Origin of the sequence: Collinsella sp. AF28-5AC (genome assembly GCF_003457875.1) — a bacterium.
Taxonomy (GTDB): Bacteria; Actinomycetota; Coriobacteriia; order Coriobacteriales; family Coriobacteriaceae; genus Collinsella.
Window position 1 is genome coordinate 48,287 of record NZ_QRTA01000005.1, and the last position, 25,915, is coordinate 74,201.

At 60.6% G+C, this 25,915-nt stretch carries 24 protein-coding genes; 23 read left to right on the plus strand and 1 reads right to left on the minus strand.

Going from position 1 to position 25,915, the window contains the following annotated elements; translation table 11 throughout:
• The first annotated feature begins 1 nt into the window (after nucleotide 1).
• The 7 genes from DWZ01_RS05070 (at nucleotide 2) to rpsJ (ending at nucleotide 10,299) form a co-directional block, all read left to right on the plus strand.
• Nucleotides 2-4,480 carry a DNA-directed RNA polymerase subunit beta' gene (locus tag DWZ01_RS05070; RefSeq protein WP_199412394.1) on the plus strand — a complete coding sequence of 1,493 codons (4,479 nt, stop codon included), beginning with the start codon at nucleotides 2-4 and terminating at the stop codon, nucleotides 4,478-4,480.
• Nucleotides 4,481-4,788: 308 nt separating this feature from the next.
• Nucleotides 4,789-5,307, plus strand: coding sequence for an RNA polymerase sigma factor (locus tag DWZ01_RS05075; protein WP_233506172.1), 519 nt, complete (start codon nucleotides 4,789-4,791; stop codon nucleotides 5,305-5,307).
• Nucleotides 5,258-6,334, plus strand: coding sequence for a DUF4179 domain-containing protein (locus tag DWZ01_RS05080; protein WP_117769349.1), 1,077 nt, complete (start codon nucleotides 5,258-5,260; stop codon nucleotides 6,332-6,334). The genes DWZ01_RS05075 and DWZ01_RS05080 overlap by 50 nt, the downstream gene beginning before the upstream one ends.
• A gap of 552 nt (nucleotides 6,335-6,886) precedes the next feature.
• Nucleotides 6,887-7,264 carry a 30S ribosomal protein S12 gene (rpsL, locus tag DWZ01_RS05085; protein ID WP_006235012.1) on the plus strand — a complete coding sequence of 126 codons (378 nt, stop codon included), beginning with the start codon at nucleotides 6,887-6,889 and terminating at the stop codon, nucleotides 7,262-7,264.
• 73 nt (nucleotides 7,265-7,337) lie between these two features.
• Nucleotides 7,338-7,811, plus strand: a complete 474-nt coding sequence (rpsG, locus tag DWZ01_RS05090) for a 30S ribosomal protein S7 (protein WP_006235013.1) — start codon at nucleotides 7,338-7,340, stop codon at nucleotides 7,809-7,811.
• 19 nt (nucleotides 7,812-7,830) lie between these two features.
• Nucleotides 7,831-9,930: an elongation factor G gene (gene fusA, locus DWZ01_RS05095; RefSeq protein ID WP_022094183.1), complete on the plus strand. Its 2,100-nt coding sequence runs from the start codon at nucleotides 7,831-7,833 to the stop codon at nucleotides 9,928-9,930.
• A gap of 60 nt (nucleotides 9,931-9,990) precedes the next feature.
• Nucleotides 9,991-10,299 carry a 30S ribosomal protein S10 gene (gene rpsJ, locus DWZ01_RS05100; RefSeq protein ID WP_022094184.1) on the plus strand — a complete coding sequence of 103 codons (309 nt, stop codon included), beginning with the start codon at nucleotides 9,991-9,993 and terminating at the stop codon, nucleotides 10,297-10,299.
• A gap of 115 nt (nucleotides 10,300-10,414) precedes the next feature.
• Here the strand turns inward: rpsJ and DWZ01_RS05105 are convergent, their stop codons facing one another.
• Nucleotides 10,415-11,191 (minus strand): biotin--[acetyl-CoA-carboxylase] ligase, encoded by a 777-nt coding sequence (locus DWZ01_RS05105; RefSeq protein ID WP_117769351.1) that lies wholly within the window; start codon nucleotides 11,189-11,191, stop codon nucleotides 10,415-10,417.
• A 176-nt stretch (nucleotides 11,192-11,367) separates the two neighbouring features.
• Between DWZ01_RS05105 and DWZ01_RS05110 the strand changes: the two genes are divergently transcribed.
• The 16 genes from DWZ01_RS05110 to rplW all read left to right on the plus strand — a co-directional run bounded on the left by DWZ01_RS05110 (nucleotide 11,368) and on the right by rplW (nucleotide 25,811).
• Nucleotides 11,368-12,327, plus strand: a complete 960-nt coding sequence (locus DWZ01_RS05110) for a 3-oxoacyl-ACP synthase III family protein (RefSeq protein ID WP_117769353.1) — start codon at nucleotides 11,368-11,370, stop codon at nucleotides 12,325-12,327.
• A 51-nt stretch (nucleotides 12,328-12,378) separates the two neighbouring features.
• The gene (locus DWZ01_RS05115) at nucleotides 12,379-12,615 is read left to right on the plus strand and encodes an acyl carrier protein (protein ID WP_006235019.1); all 237 of its coding nucleotides are present in this window, start codon (nucleotides 12,379-12,381) and stop codon (nucleotides 12,613-12,615) included.
• Between the two features lie 2 nt (nucleotides 12,616-12,617).
• Nucleotides 12,618-13,562, plus strand: coding sequence for an enoyl-[acyl-carrier-protein] reductase FabK (gene fabK, locus DWZ01_RS05120; protein ID WP_117769355.1), 945 nt, complete (start codon nucleotides 12,618-12,620; stop codon nucleotides 13,560-13,562).
• Entirely contained in the window at nucleotides 13,550-14,476 is a 927-nt protein-coding gene (locus tag DWZ01_RS05125; protein WP_117769357.1) for an ACP S-malonyltransferase, read from the plus strand. The genes fabK and DWZ01_RS05125 overlap by 13 nt, the downstream gene beginning before the upstream one ends.
• Nucleotides 14,477-14,506: 30 nt before the next feature.
• Nucleotides 14,507-15,280, plus strand: coding sequence for a 3-oxoacyl-[acyl-carrier-protein] reductase (gene fabG / locus DWZ01_RS05130; protein ID WP_117769359.1), 774 nt, complete (start codon nucleotides 14,507-14,509; stop codon nucleotides 15,278-15,280).
• A gap of 36 nt (nucleotides 15,281-15,316) precedes the next feature.
• Entirely contained in the window at nucleotides 15,317-16,567 is a 1,251-nt protein-coding gene (gene fabF, locus DWZ01_RS05135) for a beta-ketoacyl-ACP synthase II (protein ID WP_233506173.1), read from the plus strand.
• 3 nt (nucleotides 16,568-16,570) lie between these two features.
• Complete coding sequence (gene accB, locus DWZ01_RS05140; protein WP_117769363.1) at nucleotides 16,571-17,047, plus strand: acetyl-CoA carboxylase biotin carboxyl carrier protein; 477 nt, start codon at nucleotides 16,571-16,573, stop codon at nucleotides 17,045-17,047.
• 9 nt (nucleotides 17,048-17,056) lie between these two features.
• A complete protein-coding gene (gene fabZ, locus DWZ01_RS05145) occupies nucleotides 17,057-17,479 on the plus strand; it encodes a 3-hydroxyacyl-ACP dehydratase FabZ (RefSeq protein WP_117848299.1) in 423 nt (140 codons plus the stop codon).
• A gap of 10 nt (nucleotides 17,480-17,489) precedes the next feature.
• Nucleotides 17,490-18,833 (plus strand): acetyl/propionyl/methylcrotonyl-CoA carboxylase subunit alpha, encoded by a 1,344-nt coding sequence (locus DWZ01_RS05150; RefSeq protein ID WP_117769367.1) that lies wholly within the window; start codon nucleotides 17,490-17,492, stop codon nucleotides 18,831-18,833.
• A complete protein-coding gene (accD, locus tag DWZ01_RS05155) occupies nucleotides 18,826-20,544 on the plus strand; it encodes an acetyl-CoA carboxylase, carboxyltransferase subunit beta (protein WP_233506174.1) in 1,719 nt (572 codons plus the stop codon). Before DWZ01_RS05150 ends, accD begins: the two co-directional genes overlap by 8 nt.
• Before the next feature lie 40 nt (nucleotides 20,545-20,584).
• Entirely contained in the window at nucleotides 20,585-21,799 is a 1,215-nt protein-coding gene (locus tag DWZ01_RS05160) for a PTS transporter subunit EIIC (RefSeq protein ID WP_117876610.1), read from the plus strand.
• A gap of 150 nt (nucleotides 21,800-21,949) precedes the next feature.
• Nucleotides 21,950-23,104, plus strand: a complete 1,155-nt coding sequence (locus DWZ01_RS05165; RefSeq protein ID WP_117848305.1) for a cation diffusion facilitator family transporter — start codon at nucleotides 21,950-21,952, stop codon at nucleotides 23,102-23,104.
• 39 nt (nucleotides 23,105-23,143) lie between these two features.
• The gene (locus DWZ01_RS05170; protein ID WP_117848306.1) at nucleotides 23,144-23,770 is read left to right on the plus strand and encodes a histidine phosphatase family protein; all 627 of its coding nucleotides are present in this window, start codon (nucleotides 23,144-23,146) and stop codon (nucleotides 23,768-23,770) included.
• A gap of 459 nt (nucleotides 23,771-24,229) precedes the next feature.
• Nucleotides 24,230-24,850, plus strand: coding sequence for a 50S ribosomal protein L3 (gene rplC / locus DWZ01_RS05175; protein ID WP_035137484.1), 621 nt, complete (start codon nucleotides 24,230-24,232; stop codon nucleotides 24,848-24,850).
• 46 nt (nucleotides 24,851-24,896) lie between these two features.
• Nucleotides 24,897-25,523: a 50S ribosomal protein L4 gene (gene rplD / locus DWZ01_RS05180; RefSeq protein ID WP_006235032.1), complete on the plus strand. Its 627-nt coding sequence runs from the start codon at nucleotides 24,897-24,899 to the stop codon at nucleotides 25,521-25,523.
• Nucleotides 25,524-25,811: a 50S ribosomal protein L23 gene (gene rplW, locus DWZ01_RS05185; RefSeq protein ID WP_006235033.1), complete on the plus strand. Its 288-nt coding sequence runs from the start codon at nucleotides 25,524-25,526 to the stop codon at nucleotides 25,809-25,811.
• Nucleotides 25,812-25,915: the final 104 nt, after the last annotated feature.

Here is a 25,915-nt window from a genome sequence, read left to right on the forward strand (position 1 = left end):
TGTGGCAGATTTCGAAGCTACTGATTTTGACTCGGTAAAGATCTCCCTTGCCTCCGCCGACCAGATCCGTTCCTGGTCGCACGGTGAGGTCAAGAAGCCGGAGACCATCAATTACCGTACCCTCAAGCCCGAGAAGGACGGCCTGTTCTGCGAGAAGATCTTCGGTCCCGCCAAGGACTGGGAGTGCTCCTGCGGCAAGTACAAGGGCATCCGCTTTAAGGGCATCGTCTGCGAGCGCTGCGGCGTCGAGGTCACCTCGGCCAAGGTGCGTCGCGACCGCATGGGCCACATCGAGCTCGCCGCTCCCGTGTCCCACATCTGGTACTTCAAGAGCCCCACGAGCTTCCCGATGAGCCGTATGCTCGACATCAAGTCCAAGGACCTCGAGAAGGTTCTGTACTTTGCCAGCTACATCATCACCGAGGTTGACTACGAGGCTCGCGAGGCCGACGCTGACGACCTGCGCGAGGAGCTCGCCGCCGATCTGGAAGAGATCGATGCCGAGTGCGCCCGCCAGATCGAGTCCCTCAAGGAGCAGGGCGACCCCGAGAACTTTGACGAGTTCTCCGACGAGGAGCCGCTGACCCCCGAGGAGATCGCCTCTGGCATCGTCGACATCGAGGAAGAGTGCAAGGACGAGAAGCAGCTCCGCACGGACGCCTTCAACGCCTTCATGAAGCTCACCGAGCGCGACCTCATCTCCGATGAGCCGCTGTTCCGCGAGATGACCCGCTACTACTCCATGTACTTCAAGGGTGGCATGGGTGCCGAGGCCGTCCGCGACCTGCTCGCTGCCATCGACCTTCCTTCCGAGGCCGAGAAGCTCAAGGCCATCATTGCCGACGAGGATTCCCAGAAGCAGAAGCGCGAGAAGGCCGTCAAGCGCCTTGAGGTCGTTGACGCCTTCCTGAAGGGTGGCAACAGCCCCGCGAACATGATCCTGGACGTCATCCCGGTCATTCCGCCCGATCTGCGCCCGATGGTCCAGCTCGACGGCGGCCGCTTCGCCGCGTCCGACCTCAACGACCTGTATCGTCGCGTGATCAACCGTAACAACCGACTCAAGCGCCTGCTCGACCTGGACGCCCCTGCGATCATCGTGAACAACGAGAAGCGCATGCTCCAGGAGTCCGTGGACGCCCTGTTCGACAACGGCCGTCGTGGTCGCCCGGTCTCTGGCCGTGGCGGTCGCCCGCTCAAGTCGCTCGCCGAGGCCCTCAAGGGCAAGCAGGGCCGTTTCCGTCAGAACCTGCTGGGTAAGCGTGTCGACTACTCCGGCCGTTCGGTTATCGTTACCGACCCCAAGCTGCTGCTGCACCAGTGCGGTCTGCCCAAGACCATGGCGCTGGAGCTCTTCAAGCCCTTCGTCATGAAGCGCCTGGTCGAGCTTGGCAAGGTCGAGAACATCAAGGGCGCCAAGCGCGCTATCGACCGCGGTGCCACCTTTGTGTGGGATATCCTCGAAGAGGTCATCGACGGCCGCGTCGTGCTGCTCAACCGCGCACCGACCCTGCACCGTCTGTCCATCCAGGCCTTTGAGCCGGTTCTGGTCGAGGGCAAGGCTATCCACCTGCACCCGCTGGTCTGCTCGCCCTTCAACGCCGACTTCGACGGCGACCAGATGTCTGTCCACGTGCCGCTGTCCAGCCAGGCTCAGGCCGAGGCCCGCGTGCTCATGCTCTCTGCGAACAACCTGCGCTCGCCGGCATCCGGCAAGCCGGTCAACATCCCCTCGCAGGACATGATCATCGGTGTGTACTACCTCACCCAGGTCCGCGACGGTCTGCCGGGCGAGAACCACGTGTTCTCGAGCTTCGACGACGCGCTGCACGCCTATGACTGCCGCTCCGAGGTCGACATGCAGGCCAAGATTCAGGTCCGCGTGTCCGCCGAGAACGCCAACGTCATCAACGAGGACGGCACCCGTATCTTCCGCGTCAAGAATGGCAAGAACGAGTTTGTCGACTACGACGTCACCGGTAACAAGACCGCACGCTTCGAGACCTCTATCGGTCGCATCATCTTCAACCGCCAGTGCCTGCCCGAAGACTATGAGTTCATGAACTACAAGATGGTCAAGGGCGACGTGGCCAAGCTGGTTGCCGACTGCTGCGATCGTTACCCCGAGGCCAAGGTCGGTCCGATCCTCGACGCCATCAAGTACTCCGGCTTCCACTACGCTACCCGCGCCGGCCTCACCATCTCGGTGTGGGACGCTCTCATCCCTGCCGAGAAGCAGGAGCTGCTCGACCGCGCCCAGGCTAACGTCGACCAGATCAACGAGTACTTCGAGGAGGGCTTCATCAACGAGACGGAGCGCCACATCGAAGTCGTTAACGAGTGGACCGCTTGTACCGACAAGGTCGCAGCGCTCATGCTCGACTTGTTCGACGAGGAGAACCCGCTCTACATGATGGCCGACTCCGGCGCCCGTGGTTCTAAGACCCAGCTGCGTCAGCTCGGCGGCATGCGTGGCCTGATGGCAGACATGTCCGGCGAGACGATCGACCTTCCCATTAAGGCGAACTTCCGCGAGGGCCTGCTGCCGCTCGAGTACTTCATTTCGACCTACGGCGCCCGTAAGGGCCTGGTCGATACCGCATCCCACACCTCGGACTCTGGTTACCTGACCCGTCGTCTGGTCGACGTGGCCCAAGACGTCATCGTCCGTGAGGAGGACTGCGGTACGCACGAGGGCGTCACCTACAACCTCATCATCCCCGGCACCACCGACCTCAACACCGACCTCGTCGGCCGTTGCTTCATTGAGGACGTCGTGGCCCCCGATGGCACCGTGCTCTTTGAGCAGGACGGCTACATCGAGAAGGTCGCTGACATCCAGAAGATGGTCGATGCCGGCCTTAAGAAGGTCAAGCTTCGCGCGCTGCTCACCTGCCGCTCCAAGTACGGCGTGTGCCAGAAGTGCTACGGCTGGGATCTTTCCACCCGTCGTCCGGTCGCCATCGGTACCGCGGTCGGCATTATTGCCGCCCAGTCCATCGGCGAGCCCGGTACGCAGCTTACGATGCGTACCATTCACTCCGGCGGCGTCGCTGGCGTCGACGATATTACGCAGGGTCTGCCTACGGTCAGCCGTATGTTCGATATCGTCGGCAACGTCAACGAGAAGATCTTGGGTCGCGAGGCCGAGCTGGCTCCGTATTCCGGCCACCTCTCGATTAAGCCCGAGAAGTCCGAGTACGTGCTGACGCTCACCGACTCCGAGGACCACACCCGTGTCCTTGACGAGCGCCGCGTCCCCGCATCGGTGCGCTTTATGCCCGAGATCGAGGACGGCTGCGAGGTTCGCGCCGGCGACCAGATCACCAAGGGCTTCGTCAACTTCCGTAACCTGCGCAAGCTGACCGACATCGAGTCGACGATGCACACCTTCGTCGAGAGCGTCAAGGACGTCTACACCAGCCAAGGCGTCGACCTGAACGACAAGCACATCGAGGTGCTCGCACGTCAGATGCTGCGTCGCGTTCAGATCACCAACCCCGGCGACTCCAAGTACCTGCTTGGTCAGTACGTCGACCGCTACGAGTTCGCTGACGAGGTCGAGCGCGTTGCCCGTCTGGGCGGTCAGGCTCCCGTGGCCGAGCCCGTCATCCTGGGTACGCTCAAGGTCGCGTCCAACATCGACTCCTGGCTGTCGAGCGCTTCGTTCATCCGTACCGCCGGCGTCCTTACCGAGGCTGCTATTGAGGGCAAGGTCGACCACCTGCTCGACCTTAAGTCCAACGTCATCGTCGGTAAGAAGATCCCGGCTGGTACCGGCCTCAAGCCGTACGCCAACGCCAAGCTGACGTATCGCACGGCCGACGGCTACGTGGACATCGATGGTCCGGCTTCGCCCAACGCCAAGTCGCTGCCCGAGTGGGCTCCTGTGGAGCTCAAGGACCTGGACGAGCAGCTTCCGCAGCAGCTCGACTGGGCCGGCTACGACGAGTTCGGCGGTGCTGACGGTTCGTTCACCCGCAACGGCCACACCATCTCTGCTGAGAAGGCTCGCCTGTACCTGTTCGACGACCTGGGCGTGTCGCAGCGCTGGACCAACAAGTTCAGCGAGGTCGGCATCGAGACGGTCGGCGACCTGGTCGGCAAGTCCGAGGAGGATCTGCTGCGCATCGATGGCATCGGTGCCAAGGCGATCGAGGAGCTCCGTGACGGCCTGGAGGCCCACGACCTGCTCTACATCCTCGAGAACAACGACGACGTTGCCGACGAGGAAGACCTCTCGCAGCTGCTGCAGATGGTCTTTAGCCCCGACGGTCCGGACGACATCCTGCTGGGCACCTCCGCCACGCCGACGCATCACGCCGACGCCGACGAGGAGCTCCTGGGCGCCCCGATCGACGACAAGAAGGCTCCCGCCAACGGTGCCATCAACGAGGACATGGCTTCCCTCGACGAGCTACTCAACCAGCTCGTAGACACCGACGACGCCGAAGAGGCCAAGGACAACGACGAGGAGTAATTAGTTCCGCCGTTCTAACGAACGGCGGCGACCTCCGTCGCTGCGCGGCCCCCAGAGCTACAATCTGTCATTCAAAAGGCAGGGCATGACCAAAAGGTCAATGCCCTGCCTTTTTCATGCCACCTTGTACGCTCTGGGGGCCGCTCGCTTGCGTATGCTCAACTTGTTTCGTTCCGTTGATCACTTGCAAAAAAGGACAGGTTTATTTTGGTAGTTTTTCCTGCTTGAATTTGAAACATTCCGTTTGGTCAAAGCGTATCTATGGTGAGGGCCCCATCAAGAACCATCAGTGTCACCGGGAGGTGATTATGGAAGAACAAGCTTTTAGACAGGCGGTCGAGGATCACCGAGATGTCGTGTTCCGAATCGCCTTGACGTATCTGCGTGATCGCGCTGACGCCGACGATGTCGCTCAAGACGTCTTTCTTAAGTTGCTCAAAAGCGACGCGCAATTTGAAAACTGGGAGCATCTTCGTCGATGGCTTATCCGGGTCACGATCAATGAATGTAAATCTCTCTTTCGAAAGCCGTGGAGGCGCGTGGAGGATATTGAGAATCTGGCCGATTCGCTTTCGACGGCGCAGGAGGAGACCAAGGCGGTCCTGTCAGACGTTATGCGACTTCCGGAGCGATTCCGTATTCCTATCGTGCTCTATTACTATCTGGGCTTCTCGACTTCAGAAATTGCCGAGTTACTGCATGTGCCAGCCGCGACCGCTCGAACGCGTTTAGCTCGTGGTCGATCGAAGCTCAAATTCATCCTAGAGGAGGGCGACCGTGAAATCCAATCAAATCAAGCAGGCCTTCGAGTCCATCCAAGCCGATAGCGATCTTGCCGACCGTGTTATTGATGCTGCGGCTGGAAAGCCGCTTCGTCGAAAGGGTCACGCGAAACCTCTGTATGTTGCCGTAATCGGATGTCTTGCCGGAGTGTTGGCGACCGGAGGGGTCGCCTACGCCGTTGTCAATTCCAGCTATTTTGCCTCAGCCTGGGGAAACCACGGCAATGGGGATTCCATTACCTGGACCAACGGAGGCTCATCGGGAACTAAATATACCTACACCAGAGAGTTTGGTGATGGCATCGCGCCCCAAAGCCTGGAGGGTGCAGTCCAGGAGGTTAATCTGTCCGTCGAGGGTAACGGCTATACGCTTGATATCCATGAGATGGCTATTGACCAAAACGGCTGCGGAGCCGTGACGTTTACGTTGTCCAATCCAAATGGCGTTAACTACTACAAGCCGGCAGCAGAGACAGGCGAACTTGTTCTCTATGGTGAAGAAGAACAAGGCATCGGTACACCCAGCATGAACTTCGGCGAGGAATGGGCTGACACACGCTGCACAATTGATAAGGACACATCAAGCGACACGGTCATTAATGGCACGATGTACTTTGCCTCGTGGAATCGCGAGCGAGATTTGGGACATGCGGTCACCTGGAATATCAGCTGGACGGAGGGCAAAGGTGAGGATGCGAAGGTGATCGAGGTATCGACGCCAGAGTTTAACGTCGGAGCGCACGTCGATACAAAGGAACTCCGCTCTGATGACTCGCCTCTCGAGATTAGCCCGTTTTCCATCCAGACGCACATCGATGATCTGGGCTATGAAGCAGTTGATCATAAACTGACCGTCAGCTACAAGGATGGATCGGAGCAGATTATCGAAGATGACGACGCAGGGGCGTACAATTTCTATGTTTCGATGGCACGCAATAGCGGAGAGAACATTTGGGTGCCGACAAAACTGATCAATGTCGATCAAGTGGTCTCAGTAACGCTTGAGGGCACGAGATACACATCAACAGGAGAGACCGAAACAGAAGTACCCTTTACCATCATCTATTCGTAAGATTTGGGGCCGCTTCCTACTAGGGGAGGCGGCCCATTTTGCATTAAATGGACGGTTAGACCGAGCGATATACTTCCGAAAACGCCGCCGATTTCCATGCGAAAGACGAAAGCAGATCACCGCCGGAGCGCGACGTTTCCCCAGATAAAACCGACCAAAATAAACCTGTCCCTTTTTGGCAGGTGGCGTTGCCCCAACGAGCACGTCGGATTCCCGGACCGGGCGGCCCAGGTTTTAAGTTTGTCGCGAGTTCCGCACGCAAAGGAAAGCACTTAATGTGCTTTCCGTCTTGCGCAGGACTGTAGAGCAGCAAACTTAAAACCTGGGCCGCCCGGTCCGGGAATCCTCCCAAGCGCACAGGAGGGGATTCCTTTTGTGTAGGCTTTGCGGAAATGTACCAATTTTTGGATACGCCCGGCGGCGTGGTCTGTTGACGGCACAGCTAACGCCACGTATCCTATCGAACTGCGTGTTTCGTAGGGGGATGCTGACCCCTCGATTCAAGCCGTTGCACTTTACAGAAAGCTGGAATCATTCGAGAAGGAGTACGCTTTGCCTACTATTAACCAGCTGGTTCGCCAGGGCCGTCGTTCCGTGCCCAAGAAGTCCAAGAACGCTGCTCTGCAGCACAACTCCCAGAAGCGCGGCGTGTGCACCCGCGTCTTCACCACGAGCCCCAAGAAGCCGAACTCGGCTCTTCGTAAGGTTGCCCGTGTTCGCCTTGTCAACGGCATCGAAGTTACTGCTTACATCCCGGGTGAGGGCCACAACCTGCAGGAGCACTCCATCGTGCTCGTCCGCGGCGGTCGTGTCCGTGACCTCCCTGGTGTCCGTTATCACGTCATCCGTGGCGCCTACGACGCTGCTCCGGTCCAGAACCGTATGCAGGCCCGTTCCAAGTACGGTGCTAAGCGCCCCAAGGCCAAATAAGCCAGATAACGTTTTGATACTTTCGCCGTGTGCCGCCTAAGCGCCGCACGGTAGACACTTAAGGAGATTTCACATGCCGCGTCGTGCAGCAGCTAATCGTCGTGAGGTTCAGCCTGACGCCGTTTACAACAACCGCCTGGTGACTCAGCTCATCAACAAGGTCCTTCTTGACGGCAAGAAGGCCACCGCTGAGCGCATCGTTTACACCGCTTTCGAGATCGTTGCCGAGAAGTCCGAGGGTGGCGACGCTCTCGCTACCTTCAAGAAGGCTATGGACAACGTCAAGCCCACGCTCGAGGTTAAGCCCAAGCGTGTCGGTGGCGCTACCTATCAGGTCCCGATGGAGGTCAACTCCCGTCGTTCCACCGCTCTGGGCATCCGCTGGATCGTCAACTTCTCCCGCGCTCGCAAGGAGAAGACCATGGCCGAGCGTCTCGCCAACGAGATCCTCGACGCTTCCAACGGCCTGGGCGCTTCCGTCAAGAAGCGTGAGGACGTCTTCAAGATGGCCGAGGCCAACCGCGCGTTCTCTCACTATCGTTGGTAAGTTAAGGTAAGGAACTAACATGGCTAAGCCTAAGTACAAGCTTTCCGATACCCGTAACATCGGCATCATGGCCCACATCGATGCCGGTAAGACCACCACGACCGAGCGTATTCTTTACTACACCGGTAAGACCCACAAGATCGGTGAGGTCCATGAGGGCGCTGCCACCATGGACTGGATGGTTCAGGAGCAGGAGCGCGGCGTAACCATTACCTCCGCTGCTACCACGTGCTTCTGGAACAAGGACGGTAAGGACTACCGCATCCAGATCATCGACACCCCGGGCCACGTTGACTTCACCGCCGAGGTCGAGCGCTGCCTGCGCGTCCTCGATGGCGCTGTCGCCGTCTTCGACGCCGTTGCCGGCGTTCAGCCCCAGTCTGAGACCGTTTGGCGTCAGGCTTCTACCTTCAACGTCCCCCGCATCGCCTTCATCAACAAGTATGACCGCGTGGGCGCTGACTTCTTCAACGCTATCGAGACCATGAAGGATCGTCTCGACGCTAACGCCGTGGCCGCTCAGGTCCCGATGGGTGCCGAGGACAACTTCTGGGGCGTCATCGACCTGGTCACCATGACCGCATGGGACTTCAAGGCCGACGAGAAGGGTATGACCTACCCCGAGCCGATGGACGAGATCCCAGCTGAGTTTGCCGACATCGCTGCCACCAAGCGCGAGGAGCTCCTCGACGCTGCTGCCAGCTTTGACGACGAGCTCATGGAGAAGATCCTCATGGAGGAGGACTTCACCGTCGAGGAGCTCAAGGCTGCTCTGCGTAAGGGTGTTCTGGCCAACGAGCTCAACCTCGTCTTCGTGGGCTCCGCCTACAAGAACAAGGGCGTTCAGGAGCTGCTCGACGCTGTCGTCGACTACCTGCCCAGCCCGCTCGACGTCGAGGCCGTCACCGGTACCGATCCGGACACCGGCGAGGAGATCCAGCGTCATCCTTCCTTCGACGAGCCCTTCTCCGGCCTGGTCTTCAAGATCATGACCGACCCGTTCGTCGGTAAGCTCACCTACGTCCGCGTTTACTCCGGTCGCGCCGAGTCCGGCTCCTACGTGGTCAACGCTTCCAACGGTCAGCGTGAGCGCCTCGGCCGCATCCTCGAGATGAACGCCGCCGAGCGTATCGACCGTGACGACGCCGCTGCCGGCGACATCGTCGCTTGCGTCGGCTTCAAGAACTCCACCACCGGTGACACCCTGTGCGCCGAGGGCAAGGAGATCGTTCTCGAGAAGATCGAGTTCGCCAAGCCCGTTATCGACGTTGCCATTGAGCCCAAGACCAAGGCCGAGCAGGACAAGATGTCCCTGGCTCTGACCAAGCTCGCCGAGGAGGACCCGACCTTCCAGGTGTCCACCAACCACGAGACCGGCCAGACCATCATTGCCGGCATGGGCGAGCTGCACCTCGAGATTATCGTCGACCGTCTGCTCCGCGAGTTCAAGGTTGACGCTAACGTCGGTAAGCCCCAGGTTGCCTACCGCGAGACCGCTGGTCACGACGTCGAGAAGGCTGAGGGCAAGTTCGTCCGTCAGTCCGGTGGTCGCGGTCAGTACGGCCACGCCGTCATTAAGCTCGAGAAGATGGAGGAGGGCTTCGGCTACGAGTTCGTCAACGCTATCGTCGGCGGCGTCGTGCCCAAGGAGTACATCCCGTCCATCGACAAGGGCATCCAGGAGGCCCTGAACACCGGTGTTATCGCCGGCTTCCCGGTCCTCGACGTTAAGGTCACCCTGTTCGACGGTTCTTACCACGAGGTCGACTCCTCCGAGGCCGCCTTCAAGATCGCCGGTTCCATGGCTATCAAGGACGCCCTCAAGAAGTCCGATCCGCAGCTGCTCGAGCCGATCATGGCTGTCGAGGTCGAGACCCCCGAGCAGTACATGGGCGACGTTATGGGCAACCTCTCCGGTCGCCGCGGCAAGATCGAGGGCATGGAGGATCGCAAGAACAGCAAGCTCATCCGTGCCAAGGTGCCGCTGGGCGAGATGTTCGGTTACGCTACCGACCTTCGCTCCCAGACCCAGGGCCGTGCATCCTACACGATGCAGTTCGACTCTTATGAGCCGGCGCCCAAGTCCATCGTGGACGAGGTCATGAGCAAGAACGCCTAAGTTCGAGCTCCCTGTTACGTAATCCGCGAGAACATCTCTCGCACTCTTTGGAGGTTTAAGTTGGCTACCCAGAAGATCCGCATTCGCCTCAAGGGCTATGATCACGAGGTCGTCGATCAGTCCGCGAAGCTCATCGTTGAGACCGCTCAGAAGACCGGCGCTCGCGTTTCCGGTCCTGTCCCCCTGCCCACCGAGCGCAACCTGTACACGGTTATCCGCTCGCCGCACGTGAACAAGGACTCCCGTGAGCAGTTCGAGATGCGCACCCACAAGCGCCTCATCGACATCCTCGACCCCACCTCGGGCACCGTTGATTCGCTCATGCGTCTCGACCTCCCCGCTGGCGTCGACATCGACATCAAGCTCTAAGCGATATCGCTCATAGCTCAAAGGGCCCCGCTGCCGCTACGGCAGCGGGGCCCTTTTGTTTTGAATGATGGTTTGGACTGTGGGGTAATGCTGCCGAGTAGGTGGTTGCGGCGCCCTATTCGCTCAAGGGACGCAGCGATGCCTCCTCAAAATGGAAGGATCGAAAGCCGTCTTCCGTTTCGATGCACGCGCGACCAAAGCCATCGACCGTTTGAAAGATGCCACGCGCCAGCTCGTCCCCAGCGGGGGAGCGGGCGATAACGTGCTCCCCGATCCAATTGAGGTGAGCGATATATTCATCGTGGACGGGCGCGAGCGGACCGGCGTCTTCTTCCTTGGCGGTGAGGCGCTCTGCCCAGGCATCTACAGCGTCTATAACTGCGTGATAGACCTCATCGAGGAGCATGTCGACGGCGGGAACGTTCTCGTTGAGATCCGAGAGGCCAATTGCCGCCAGGCCGCCATCGGGCACCTCTTGGGGCGTGTAGTTTACGTTGACGCCAATGCCGCAGACGGCGAAAGGTTTGCCTTCGTTATCGCGTGCGGCCTCGACCAGAATGCCGCCGAGCTTGCGTCCTCGCGCGACCAGGTCGTTGGGCCATTTGAGGCCAATCTCGTTTGCAAGACCCTGCTTTTCGAGCGCCTCGAGCACCGCTAAGCCGCTGATGGCGGCAAGACCAGAGTACTTTGCAGGATTAACGCATGGACGCAGGACAATCGAAAGCAATAGGTTGCCGGCGGTTGAATCCCACTTGTGGCCGCGCCGGCCGCGTCCTGCCGTCTGAGTCCGGGCGGCAAGTCCCGTGCCGTGCGGCTCTCCCTGTTTTCCTGCTTCGAGCAGGTCATCGTTGGTCGATCCGGTTACGTCGACTATCGTTAAACGAGAATCCATAACAGCTGCTACCTCCTAAGTTAATAAGGCAATCGCGCAATGGTGTCGAGAGATAGACACAATGTGAAGCCTTTGTCGCATTTGGACAATTTAATGTTAACACGTCAACAACGACTAAAATGCGCTATCCTCTCTTGGTCGATGTAAACACGTCAACAACTCAAAGGAGGTTAGTGATGGGTTTCACGATTCTTGGAACAGGCTCGGCGCTTCCTGAGCGCAGTGTTTCCAATGACGAGCTATCTGAGTTCCTCGATACCTCGGATGAGTGGATTTTTACCCGCACCGGTATCAAGAGCCGCCACGTCTGCACCACCGAGTCACTCGACGACCTTGCCGTAGCGGCGAGCGAGCGGGCACTCCAGGTGTCCGGAATCGACGCGAGCCAGCTGGATCTAATCGTCTGCTCGACGACAACGGGTGACCACCTTGTTCCCGCCGAGGCGTGTGCCGTAGCCGAGCGTCTGGGCGCGACGTGCCCTGCCTTCGATGTCTCGGCGGCTTGTGCCGGCTTCGTGTTTGCGCTCGATGTCGCCGAGGGCTATATCGCCCGCGGCCGTGCCGAGCGCGTGCTTGTCGTTGCTGCCGAGCAGATGACGCGCACGCTCGACTGGACCGACCGCGCCACCTGCGTGCTCTTTGGCGATGGGGCAGGCGCCGCAGTGATTGGAGCTGGGGGAGACAACCCCCTTGCCGTTGAGCTTTCGACGGCGCCCGACGTCGAGACGTTGCGCGTACCCGGTCTGGTCGGCACCTCGCCGTTTAAGGCCTCTGCAGATAGCGAGAGCGTGCTGTCCATGAATGGCCGCCGCGTGTTCAAGTTCGGCGTCAACGCCATCTGCGACACGGTCCATAAGCTTGCGGGCGATGCGGGCATTTCGGTCGAAGACATCGACCATTTTGTATTCCATCAGGCTAACGAACGAATCCTGAGTCAGGCGGTCAAGCGCCTCGGCGTGCCAGACGAGCGCGTGGTTCGAACGCTGCGCGAGATCGGCAACATTTCGAGCGCATGCATTCCGCTTGCCCTCGACCGGCTGGCAAACGCCGGTGCACTTCACACAGGCGACACCATCGCCTTGGTTGGATTTGGCGCCGGTCTGGATATAGGTGGCTATCTGCTTCGTTGGAAGTAGTCGCACATAGGAAATAAAAACGCCCTAGGGCACAACCAAAGGAGAACTACCATGGCAGATCAGAAGACCTTCGAGCGCGTTTGCGACGTTATCCGCGAGACCGCCGGTCTTGACGATGTCGAGATGAAGCCCGAGTCCACGCTCGAGGAGATTGGTCTCGACAGCCTGGGCACCGTCGAGATCCTCGTCGCCGTCGAGGACGAGTTTGGCATCCAGCTCGATACCGAGGAGAACCCCAAGACGGTCGGCGAGTTCGCCGATACGGTCGAGGCGGCATTGGAGAAGTAGAGATGCTCAAGACTCCTCTCTGCGATCTGCTCGGCATCGAAAAGCCCGTGTTCCAGGGCGGTATGGCCTGGATTGCCGATGCCTCGCTGGCGTCCGCAGTGTCCGAGGCGGGTGGCTTAGGCATCATCGCGGCCATGAACGCCGACGCCAACTGGCTTCGCGACCAGATTCATGAGCTGCGCGCCAAGACGGATAAGCCCTTTGGCGTCAACGTCATGCTCATGAGCCCGTTTGCCGACGAGGTCGCGCAGGTCGTGATTGACGAGCGAGTGCCGGTCGTCGTGACGGGCGCCGGCAATCCCGCCAAGTACATGAAGGCGTGGAACGAGGCGGGCATCAAGGTCGTCCCGGTCGTTGCCTCGGTGGCGCTGGCGCGCCTCGTGGCACGTCGTGGAGCCACGGCGGTTGTTGCCGAGGGTACCGAATCGGGCGGCCATATTGGCGAGACCTCGACGATGGCACTGGTGCCGCAGGTCGTCGATGCGGTCGACATTCCCGTTGTGGCCGCTGGCGGTATTGCCGACGGCCGCGGCGTGGCGGCCGCCTTTATGCTGGGCGCCGCCGGCGTGCAGGTGGGTACGCGCTTTCTGATCGCAGACGAGTGCACCGTATCGGAGCAGTACAAGGAGATGGTCTTGAAGGCCAACGACACCTCGACGCGTGCGACCGGCCGCTCGACGGGACACCCGGTGCGCGCCCTCAAGAGCCCCTTTACCAACGCCTACGCCAAGAGCGAGGCGGCGGGCGTAAGTGTCGAGGAACTCGGGGCCATGGGCACGGGCGCCCTTCGCAAGGCCGCCAAGGACGGCAATTACGAAGAGGGTTCGTTTTTGTGTGGACAGATTGCCGGCATGGTCAACGAGCGCCAGAGCGCACGTGAAATCGTTGACGACCTGATCGATGGCGCCGAGCGCGTCCTGAAGGGTGCGTCCGCATGGGTAGCGTAGCGTTTCTGTTTGCTGGCCAGGGTGCCCAACACCCCGCGATGGGCGTCGACCTGATCGAGGCATCGCCGGCGGCCGCCGAGGTGTTCGCCATTGTCGACGAGGTGCGCCCGGGGACCAGCGAGCAGTGCCGGAGCGCCTCCAAGGAGGAGCTCTCGCAGACCGAGAACACGCAGCCGTGCGTGTTCGTTCACGACCTGGCAGCGGCTACCGCTCTGCGTGAGCGCGGCGTGGTGCCTGCCGCCTGTGCGGGATTCTCGCTGGGCGAGGTCGCCGCGCTCACCTTTGCGGGGGCATTCGATACGCGAGCGGGCTTTGAGCTCGTGTGCGAGCGCGCGGCGCTGATGGCCGCGGCTGCCGAGCGCCATCCGGGCGGTATGCGCGCCGTCATCAAGCTCGATGCGGAGCAAGTCGAGAATCTGGCAAAACAGGCCGGCGAGGACTGCTGGCCGGTCAACTACAACAGCCCGCAGCAGACGGTTGTTGCCGGAGCGCCCGAGGCGCTGCAGGAGCTCGACGTCCTAGTAAAAGGGGCTGGCGGCCGCGCTATGAAAGTCGCGGTGTCGGGTGCATTCCATAGTCCCTATATGACCGAGGCGACTGAGGGGCTGGCGACGTATATCCAAGCCGGCCACGCGCCGTCTCCGCTGCTGATTCCGGTCATGGCAAACATGACGGCGGCGCCCTATCCGGCGGATCCGCGAGCGGCATCGGATGTCTTGGCCAACCAGGTGAGTCATGCCGTGCGCTGGGTCGACACGCTGCATACTCTGCAGGATCAGGGCATCGACACGTTTATTGAGGTTGGCCCTGGCAAAACGCTGTCCGGCCTGGTCAAGCGTACGCTGAGCGACGTTTGCGTGTATTCGTGCGAAACAGCCGAGCAGGTCGCAGCTATTGCCGACGAGCTCGCATAGTCCACAGGGCTGTAACCCGAAAGGAATGACATGGGCAATTTGAACAACGGCACGCTCGAGCGCAACGACTTACGTCGCGTGGCACTGGTCACGGGCGGCTCGCGTGGTATCGGCCGCGCTTGTGCGGTTGGCCTGGCGGAGGACGGCTTTGATATCGCCGTCGTCTATGCCGGTAGCGTCGATGCGGCGCGCGAGACGTGCGAAGCCTGCGAGGCCGCTGGTGCCACAGCTCGCGCGTATCAATGCGATGTGGCCGACCCCGATGCCGTCAATGCGTGCATTGAGGCCGTGCTCAACGACTTTGGTTCGATTTGGGCGCTCGTCAACAACGCCGGTATCACCCGCGATGGCCTGCTCGTGCGCATGGGCGACGATGCCTTCGACCGCGTGCTCGATGTCAATCTCAAGGGCACGTTCAATGCGACGCGCGCGCTCACCAAGACCTTTATGCGCCAGCGCGGCGGCTGCGTCGTCAACATGAGCTCGGTCGTGGGCCTGATTGGCAATGCCGGGCAAGCCAACTACGCTGCCTCCAAGGCGGGCGTGATCGGCCTGACCAAGGCGGTGGCGCGCGAGCTTGCGCCCCGCGGCGTACGAGTGAACGCGGTCGCCCCCGGGTTTGTCGAGACGGATATGACGGCAAAGCTCTCGGAGAAGGTGCGTGCGGCAACCGAGGAGCAGATTCCCCTTAAGCGTATGGCGCAGCCCGAGGAGGTGGCCGGTGTGGTGCGCTTTTTAGTGAGCGATGCGGCTGCTTACATTACGGGCGAAGTCATACGCGTCGACGGCGGAATGGCGATGTAGAAACCAGAGCCACACAACAGCTTGGATGAGGAGACCATGATGGAACAGAGAGTTGCAATCACCGGCATCGGTGCCGTATCGCCGCTCGGCAACACCGCGCTTGCCACCTGGGCGGCCATGTGCGCCGGCACGTGCGGCATCGGTCCGATCACGCACTTTGATACCGATGCATTTGCCGTCAAGGTGGCGGCCGAGGTCAAGGGTTTTGACGGCAATGAGTACTTTGGCAAGCATGACGCCAAGCATCTCGACCCCTGTGTTCAGTTTGCGATGGCGGCGTCGGACGAGGCCATGCACGATGCGGGCTTTGATGTCGAAGGCGCCATCGATCGCGAGCGCTTGGGCGTCTACGTGGGCTCGGGCGTGGGCGGCATGCAGACGCTTGTCGACAACGTCCACACGATTGCCGATCGCGGGCCTCGTCGCGCATCGCCCTACATGATCGCGATGATGATCCCCAACATGGCTTCGGGCAACATCGCGATTCGCCATAAGGCAAAGGGCCCGACCCTGCCCGTGGTGACCGCGTGCGCAACCTCGGCCCATGCGGTGGGTGAGGCGTTCCGCGCCATCAAGCACGGCTATGCCGATGCAATCCTGGCCGGCGGCGCCGAGGCCGCCATTATCCCCGATGCCGTTGCGGGCTTTACGTCCTGCCGCGCATTGACCACCAACCCCGATCCCGCGACGGCTTGTCGCCCGTTCGATGCAGACCGCGACGGCTTTGTGATGGGCGAGGGCGCCTGCGTGCTCGTGCTCGAGGGTATGGAGCACGCACAGGCTCGCGGTGCGCACATTTACGCCGAGGTCGTGGGCTACGGCAACACCGATGACGCCTACCACATCACGAGTCCCGACCCGGACGCGGCAGGTATCGCCCGTGCGATATCGTTGGCGGTGGCCGAGGGCGACGTTAAGCCTTCCGAGGGCCTCTACATCAACGCCCACGGCACCTCGACCAAGCTCAACGATTCGTCCGAGACTGCGGGCATCAAACGAGCGCTCGGCGAGGACGCGGCGCGCGCCGCACATGTCTCGTCGACCAAGTCGATGACCGGCCACATGATCGGTGCCACGGGCGCCATCGAGGTCATGGCCTGTGCCATGGCGCTCGAGCAGGGTGTGGTGCCGCCGACCATTAACTACCACACGCCCGATCCCGCCTGCGATCTTGACTACACGCCCAATCGCGCGGTTCGCGCCGACCTTACCTGGGCGCTTTCGACCAATCTGGGCTTTGGCGGACACAATGCCGCCATCGCGCTGCGTAGATATGCAAGGAGCTAGAGCATGGATTCCAAAAGACTTGCTGAGATAGCTGATGTTATGGAGGACCGCGGCCTCACGCGCGTGCGCGTTGAGGAGCCCGATGGCACCGCGGTCGAACTCGAGCGCGCGAGCGCCGCGCGGCCGGTTGCCGTGCCCATGCCTATGCCGGGTGCCGTGACTGCTCCGGCGGTGGCTCCTGTCGCCATGCCTGCCGCCGCACCGGAGCCCGCCGCGCAGGCGCCTGCCGCCGCACCGGAGCCCAAGGGCACCGAGGTGACCGCTCCCATGGTCGGCGTTTTCTATGCTGCCCCGGCGCCGGGCGACGAGCCGTTTGTGCACGTGGGCTCCAAGGTCAAGGCCGGCGAGACCCTCTGCATCATCGAGGCCATGAAGGTTCTCAACGAGGTGACGGCAGAGGCGGATGGCGAGGTACTCGAGATCTGCGTGGCCGACGGCGACCTCGTGGAGTTTGGCAGCTGCCTCATGAGGATCGGATAGGTGATATCCATGAACAAAGAAGAGCTCAAGAAACTGTTGCCGCATCGCGAGCCGATGCTTTTGCTCGACGAAGCCGAGCTGGTGGGCAACGAGGCCCACGGCAAGATCACGATTACGGGCGACGAGTACTTTTTGCAGGGGCATTTTCCGGGAAACCCGGTCGTCCCCGGCGTGATTCAGTGCGAGATGCTCGCCCAGAACTGCTGCGTGCTGCTGATGGGCGATGAGGAAGCTCGCGGTGCGACACCGTTCTACACGAGTCTGGACAAGGTGCGCTTTAAGCGTCCGGTGCGCCCGGGCGACACGGTAGGTCTGGTGTGCTCCATCACGCGTGCGCGCGGGCCGTTCCGCTTTGCGACGGGTACTGCGAGCGTCAACGGTGAGGTTTGCTGTCGCGCCGATATGTCTTTTGCACTCATGCACGAAAGTTAAGGAAGGCTTCATGTTCGACAAAGTGCTCATCGCCAACCGCGGCGAGGTCGCGGTCCGTGTTATCCGCGCGTGCCGCGATATGGGCATCAAGACCGTCGCCGTCTACTCCACGGCCGATGCGGACGCGCTGCACGTGCAGCTTGCCGACGAGGCGTATTGCATCGGCGGCCCGCGTCTTGCCGAGAGCTACCTCAACGACGATGCCGTGCTCACCTGTGCCGTAAAGTCGGGAGCTAAGGCAATTCATCCCGGTTATGGCTTCTTTTCCGAGAAGGCGAGCTTCGTGCGCGACTGCGACAAGTATGGCCTGGCGTTTGTCGGTCCTTCGGCCGAGGTGATCGACAGCATGGGCGACAAGGACGCCGCGCGTCGAACGGCTGCCGCGGCGGACGTGCCCATCGTGCCGGGCTGTGATTTGCTCAAAAGCCCCGAGGAGGCAACGGCCGAGGCCGAGCGCATTGGCTGCCCCGTGCTTATTAAGGCGCGTGCAGGTGGTGGCGGTCGCGGCATTCGCAAGGTCGAGCGCGTGGAAGATGCGGCAAAGGCGTTCATCGAGGCGCGTGCCGAGGGGGAAGCCGTTTTTGGCGACGGCGAGTGCTACATGGAGAAGTTCGTCGCGCCGGCGCACCACGTTGAGGTGCAGATTATGGCCGATAAGCAGGGCCATGTGTTTTCGCTCGGCGAGCGTGAGTGCTCGGTGCAGCGCCGCAACCAAAAGCTAATCGAGGAGAGCCCCGCGCCGTGCCTCGACGGACACGACGACATTCGTGCTCGCATGCACAAGGCAGCGCGTGACCTGGCTCGTGCCGTCGGCTACGAAGGAGCCGGTACCATCGAGTTCCTGTATTCGGACGACGGCAATTTCTACTTTATGGAAATGAACACGCGCTTGCAGGTGGAGCATCCGGTTACGGAGTTTGTGACCGATACCGACTTGGTCAAGTGGCAGCTGCGCGTGGCGGCCGGCCAGCCCCTGCCCTTTGAGCAGGAGGACGTACCGGTCCGCAACCACGCCATGGAGTGCCGCATCAATGCCGAAACGCCGGACTTTCTGCCGTCATGCGGAACGGTCACCGCGTTGCGTGTGCCGGGTGGTCCGCGCGTGCGCTGGGATTCCGCCATGTTTACCGGTGCGAAAGTCCCGCCGTACTACGATTCCATGCTCGGCAAGCTCATCGTGTGTGCGCCCACGCGCGACGGCGCCATTCGCAAGATGCGCTCGGCCCTGGGCGAGCTCGTGATTGAGGGCGTGAGCGAAAACAGCGAGCTTCAGCTCGACGTGCTGGCAAACGATGAGTTCTTGTCGGGCATGTACCACACCGATCTGATGGGGCATCTCTATGCTGATGAATAGAAAAGCGAAGACGGTCAACGTCCTCGAGGGGCCGATGACCGAGTCGTGCGCCGAGTTTCCCGCGCGCCACGTATTTATCAAGTGTCCGGAGTGCCGCCGCGTGATCGATGAGGCACGCCTGCACGACAACCTTGAGGTCTGCCCTCGTTGCGGCAAACACTTTCGCGTGAGCGGTCGCGCGCGCATGCGCATGACGGTCGACGAGGGCACGTTTGAGGAATGGGATGCCAATCTGGCGTCGGAGGATTTCCTCTCGTTTCCCGGCTATGCCGACAAGCTCAAGAGCGTGAGCGAGCGTTCGGGCGAGCGCGATGCCGTTGTGTGCGGCAAGGGTAAAATCTGCGGCTGCGATACCGCGCTCTTCTTTATGGATGCCAACTTTATGATGGGTTCGATGGGCTCCGTGGTGGGCGAGAAGATCTGCCACGCATTTGAGCGTGCGACCGAGCTGGGATTGTCAGTTGTCGGCTTTACCGTTTCGGGCGGCGCGCGCATGCAAGAGGGCGTGACATCGCTTATGCAGATGGCCAAGATTTCTGCGGCGGTTAGGCGCCACAGTGAGGCGGGCGGCCTGTATATCACGGTGCTCACCGATCCCACGACCGGAGGCGTAACCGCGAGTTTTGCCATGGAGGGCGACATTATCCTGGCCGAGCCCGATGCCCTGACGGCGTTTGCCGGTCCACGCGTGATCGAGCAGAACATGCACAAGCGCCTGCCCAAAGGATTCCAGCGCTCCGAGTTTTTGCTGGAGCATGGCTTTTGCGATGCCGTTGTTCCGCGTGGCGAGATTGCGCTCACGGTAGGCGAGCTGCTGGCGCTGCACGAAGGGCACGCACCCGGCCTGGGGGCACCGCATGAAATCGTGCATACGGGTCGCCGCGGCAAAAAGCTGGGACACTTGTTCAAGCGCTCGACGGCACCAAAAACCGCGCTCGAGATTGTCAAGCAGACCCGCTCGGCAGATCGAGCCACGGCGGGTGAGATGATCTCGCTGGGCCTCGACGGATTTGTGGAGTTGCACGGCGACCGTTACTTTGGCGACGACGCCGCTGTGGTGGCTGGCATTGGCTGGAAAGACGGACACCCCGTAACGGTCATCGCCATCGAGCGCGGCACCACGACCAAAGAGCGTATGCGCCGCAACTTTGGCATGGCGCATCCCGAGGGCTATCGCAAAGCGCGTCGCCTTATGCGCCAGGCCGAAAAGTTTGGTCGACCGGTTCTGTGCCTGGTCGATACTTCGGGTGCGTTTTGCGGCATCGGTGCCGAGGAGCGCGGCCAGGGCGAGGCGATTGCCCGGAATCTCATGGAGATGAGCGGCCTTAAGACACCGATTGTCTCGGTGGTGACAGGCGAGGGCGGCTCTGGTGGCGCGCTGGCGCTGTCCGTGGCTGATCGCATTTTTATGCTTTCGAGCTCGGCCTATTCGGTCGTGAGCCCCGAGGCCTGTGCGTCGATCCTGTGGAAGGATACCGAGCGCGCGAATGAGGCCGCCGAGGCGCTTAAGCTCACGGCCCCCGATCTGTTGGCGCTCGGCATCATCGACGGCATTGTTGACGATAGGGGCCTGTCGCATGAGGAAATCGCCCGTGCCGTCATGTCCTCGGCATTTGATGCCTTCGATACGCTTGGACGGCTCGACGACGCGACCCTCACAAACCTCCGCTACGAAAAGTACCGCGCAATCGGTCAGTACCGCACGATGTGACAAAGGGACAGCCCACATGTCACATTGGGAAAGGCGCTCCATGTCACAAGTTTCTAACACCTCGTTTACAACGACGGTTTCATCAAACGCCATGGCCGTGGTGGACTATCTGTCTAAAAGCATGATGTCGGCGTTGCCATTCATTGTCTGCGCGGCGTTGTTCCGCACCGTCGCCGTCATTATGGGCGAGGGCATGCTGGGCCTGTGGTCTGCCGATTCCGAAATCTATCGCCTGTTCTACAGTTGGCTCTATAACGCCGGCTACTACTTTTTGCCCATTTATCTCGGTTGGGCGGCCGCCCGCCAGCTCGGTTGCTCGGAGCAGCTGGGCATGATGCTGGGCGGCGTATTGATTGCGCCCGATCTGCTTAAGCTCGTCGATGCCGCATCGACGACGGGGGCATCGATGACTTCCGTGTATGGTCTGCTTCCCGCGCCGGTCAACGATTACACGACGACTGTTATTCCGGTTCTCATCTCGGTGCCCGTGCTATGGCGAGTGGAGTGTTTCTTTCGGCGCGTTATCCCTAAGGCCGTGGCGTTTTCGTTCGTTCCGTTTGCAACCATGCTCGTCATGGTTCCGGTTTCGCTGTGTATCACGGCGCCGGCGGGCAGCTATCTGGGCATGCTGTTGGGGCAGCTTATGTTTATGCTTGGCAATTCCGGTGGTATCGTGTCGCTGCTCACGCTCATGGGGCTTGCCGCGGGCTGGGAGTTCCTTAAGATCGTGGGTGTCAGTAACGTTGTCCTATCGCTTGCGTACGCGCAGTTTATGAGTGTGGGAACGGATTCGTGCATTCTCATTGCCGCGACAATGGCGACGTTCGCTGTTTGGGGCATGCCCTTTGGCGCGTCGCTCCGCGTTGCGGGTAAGGATGAGAAGGCGCTCATGCTGGGCTATTCAATCTCAGGCGTGCTTGGCGGCGTAAGCGAGCCGGCGCTGTACGGTTGCGGCTTTAAATATGGAAGGTGCCTGACGTGCATGGCCATTGGCGGCGCCTTAGGAGGCCTTGTTGCGGCCGTGGGCCACGTTACGGCCTATACCATCGGCATGACGAATGTTCTTATGGTCATTGGCTTTGCCACGGGCGGCATTTCGAACCTGCTGTGGTGCTGCGTTGCCGGCGGCACGGCATTTGCGGTGTCTGCGGCGCTGAGCTACTGCTTTGGCGTGGTGCCGGCGAAGGGGCGGGCGACGGGGGATGGAGCCGGTTCGCCCGAAACAGTGGCAAGCGCTGCTGAAGCAAGCGCATAAACCTGTGCAACAAAAGGACGATTCCTTTGTCATGTTCCAAGGCCGCGGCTCGTGTGGGTTGCGGCCTTTTTGTATCTGGGGGACAAAGTGGCTACACTACAATCCGTTTGAGCAATAGATATATAGGTAGTACCGTGGGGGCGGATGTAGATGGTCGAGTGGATTGTTCGTCGTGCGCAGGGCGACCGTGCGCGCGTGGGCACGTTGACGGGCGTGGTGTGTATTCTCGCCAATGTGGCACTATGCGCTGCGAAGGGCGCAATTGGCGTGCTGTCGGGATCGGTTTCGATCGTGGCGGATGCCATGAATAACCTGTCCGATGCCAGCTCGAATATCGTGAGCGTGCTGGGCTTTAAGCTGGCGAGCAAGCCGGCCGACCCCGAGCATCCTTACGGACATGGCCGCTACGAGTATCTCTCGGGTCTGGTCGTGGCGGCGCTCGTGCTGCTGATCGGCCTTGAGCTTATCAAGTCCTCGTTTGAGCGCATCATCCACCCCGAGCCTGTCGAGTTCTCGCTTGCCCTGGTGGTAGTCCTGGCACTTTCGATGGTTGTTAAGCTGTGGATGGCGGCCCTCAACCAAAAGCTCGGTGACCGCATTGAGTCCGAGACGCTACATGCGACCGCTCAGGATTCCAAGAACGATGTCCTTGCCACAGGCGCCGTGTTAGTGTGCGCGATTGTTTCCCAGGTGACGCACATCAATCTTGACGCATGGGTCGGCCTTGCCGTTGGCGCCTATATTGGCTGGAGCGGCTTTGAGCTTATCCAAGATACGGTGAGCCCGCTTTTGGGTCAGGCACCCGATCCCAAGTTGGTCAAGCACATCCGAGACAAGATCATGAGCTACCCCGGTGTTTTGGGCGTTCATGACCTAATGGTTCACGATTACGGTCCGGGCAGGAAGTTTGCAAGCGCGCACGCCGAGATGGCGGCCGAGGCCAGCCCGCTGGAAAGCCACGACACGCTCGATAACATCGAGCAGTCGTTTAGGAACGAGGACGGCATGATCGTCACGCTCCATTACGATCCCATCGTGACCGACGATCCAAAGGTGGCGAGCATGCGCCTGCGTATCAACGCAATGGCTCAGGAGATCGATAGCCGCCTTTCGATTCACGACCTTCGTTGCGTGCCGGGTCCCACGCACACCAACGTGATCTTTGACTGCGTGCGTCCCTCGGATCTGCAGATGAGTGCCGAAGACGTAAAGCACGCGCTGGCACAACGAGTCGAATCGGAATATCCCAAGTCGATTGCCAAGATTACGATCGACGAAGACTACGTAGGGCATACCCACGAGTAGGGCTGTGCCGGCAAGGTAACTGAAGCAGAAGGGGAGAGCATGAAGCGTCTCTATCTACTCCGTCACGGCCAGACGGAATTCAACGTCAAAAAGCTGGTCCAGGGCCGCTGCGATTCACCGCTCACCAATTTGGGCCGTCAGCAGGCACGGGCGGCAGCCGCATGGCTCAAGGCCCACGGCGTCGTCCCCGACAAAGTGGTCTCATCACCCTTAGGCCGAGCCATGGACACGGCAAGTCTCGTCGCACGCGAACTTCTCGGCCCGGACGCCGCTGTCGAGCCCTGCGAAGGCATCATCGAGCGCTGCTACGGCACCTTCGAAGAAGGCCCCCACGACGCGCTACCCACCGACGTTTGGGATCCGGGCGAGGATCTGGTCCCCTTCGGAGGAGAGGGAAGCAAAGCGTTACAAGAACGCATGGTAGCCACCCTCACCAATATCATGGGCTCCGAGGGCATCGAAACCCTCTTAGCAGTAAGCCACGGCAGCGCCAGCCGCCAATTCATCAAGGCCGCAGCCCCAGAGGGCTTCGAGCTCCCAGCAAAACTTCCCAACTGCGCCATCATGATCTTCGATTTCGATGAGGCAAAGCCACAAGCAGAGGGCGAGCCAATGCAATGCAAGTTCACCCTTCAGCAAATAGTGGACCCCAAACAAAGTCATTAGCCTGAACGAGCAAGGTTTAGCAGACATCAACGTGGCGTTCCCAGTGTGCGGCGGAGGGGGCGGGCCTGAGGCATATTAAGGTTGTCGCGAGTTCCGCACGAACAGGAGAGCACTTAATGTGCTCTCCGTCGTGAGCAGGACTGTAGAGCAGCAACCTTAATATGCCTCAGGCCCGCCCCCTCCGCCGCACACCGGGAACGTGCCACGCACTTTACCTGCGTAAACAATGTGAGTGAAATATGAATCTCGATGGATACGCCCGCAGCCGTGTATACTAAACAGCTGTGTGAAACCAGGGGAGTATTCTGGCTGGACAAAATGCCTGCTTAATAGGGTTGTCAGGTAGTCCGGACATAATACAAGGTTGGGGAGCACGTCGTGTAAGTAGTGGTCCTCTAGGGGCGTACGCTCGGTGGTGTACGCATTGTCCCAAGACCACGCGAGAGTTGGGATCATATCTTGATCAGCATGATTCTCGGCCGCAAGATTGGCATGACCCAGGTTTGGGACGAGGACGACAACGTCGTTCCCGTCACGGTCATCCAGGCTGGCCCCTGCGCTGTCTCGCAGGTTAAAACTCAGGCAACCGACGGCTATGACGCCGTCCAGATCGGTTTCGGCGACATCAAGGCCAAGAACGTGAACAAGCCCATGGCTGGTCACTTCGCTAAGGCTGGCGTCGAGCCTGTCCGTTTCCTTCGTGAGGTCCGCGTCGAGAACGGCGAGGAGCACAAGGTCGGCGAGGTCGTCACCGTCGCTGATTTCGCTGATGTCGAGAAGGTCGACGTCATCGGTACCTCCAAGGGTAAGGGCTTCCAGGGTCGCATCAAGCGCTGGGGTCAGCGCCGCGGTCCTATGACGCATGGTTCTCACTTCCAGCGTCACCCCGGTTCTATCGGTCAGTGCGCCTATCCTGCGCGCGTCCTCAAGGGCGTCAAGATGGCCGGTCACATGGGTAACGAGCGCGTTACCGTTAAGAACCTTTCCGTTGTCCGCATCGATGCCGAGCAGAACCTCATCTTGGTCAAGGGCGCTGTCCCGGGTGCCAAGAATGGTCTCGTCGCCATCCGTATGGCCTAAGGGCCCAGCCCATTTAGCCCAGCGTCATACCAAGGAGAACACTTAAATGGCAAAGTTTGAAGTAAAGAACAGCGAGGGCAAGAAGGTCGCCGAGGCCGAGCTCGCCGCTGAGGTGTACGGCATCGAGCCGAACATCCACGTTATGCACCACATCGTCAAGTGCCAGATGGCCTCTTGGCGTCAGGGCACCCAGTCCGCTAAGGGCCGCTCTGAGGTTTCCGGTGGCGGCAAGAAGCCTTGGCGTCAGAAGGGCACCGGCCGTGCCCGCCAGGGTTCCATCCGTGCTGCCCAGTGGCGTCACGGTGGCGTTGTCTTCGCCCCCAAGCCCCGTTCCTACGCTAAGCGTATGAACAACAAGGAGGTCAAGCTGGCTATGCGCTCCGCGCTGTCCGCCAAGCTGGCCGATGGCGAGCTCGTGCTCGTCGACGACTACGGCTTCGAGAAGCCTTCCACCAAGGCTGCCGTAGCCATGCTCAAGGCTCTCGGCCTTGAGGGCAAGCGTCTGACCATCATCGTTCGCGATGAGGACGTCAACGCCTACCTGTCGTTCCGCAACATTCCCAAGACGTTCATCATCACTGCCGACGAGGCCAACACCTACGATCTCGTCAACAACAACGCTGTGCTGATGCCCGCCGACATCGCCGCTCACTTCGGGGAGGTGCTTGCATAAATGACCGCCCACGAGATCATCATCCGTCCGATCGTGTCCGAGCGTTCCTTCTCCGGCATGGAGCAGAACAAGTACACGTTCGAGGTCGCCAAGGATGCTAACAAGTATCAGATCAAGGACGCTGTCGAGGAGATCTTCGGCGTCAAGGTCGTTCGCGTGAACACCCTGACGGTCAAGCCCAAGACCAAGCGCGTGCGCTATGTCGCCGGCAAGACCCGTTCTTGGAAGAAGGCCATCGTCACGCTGGCCGAGGGCGACACCATCGAGGTCTTTGGCAACCAGGCCTAAGACTCGCTGCTGTTGAGTGAGCTCATGCCTCCCAAATAGGGGAGGCGAGAGCTCAAGGTTTTGGGCGTATAAAATGGACACGCCCGGAGCCGTGTATACGTCCG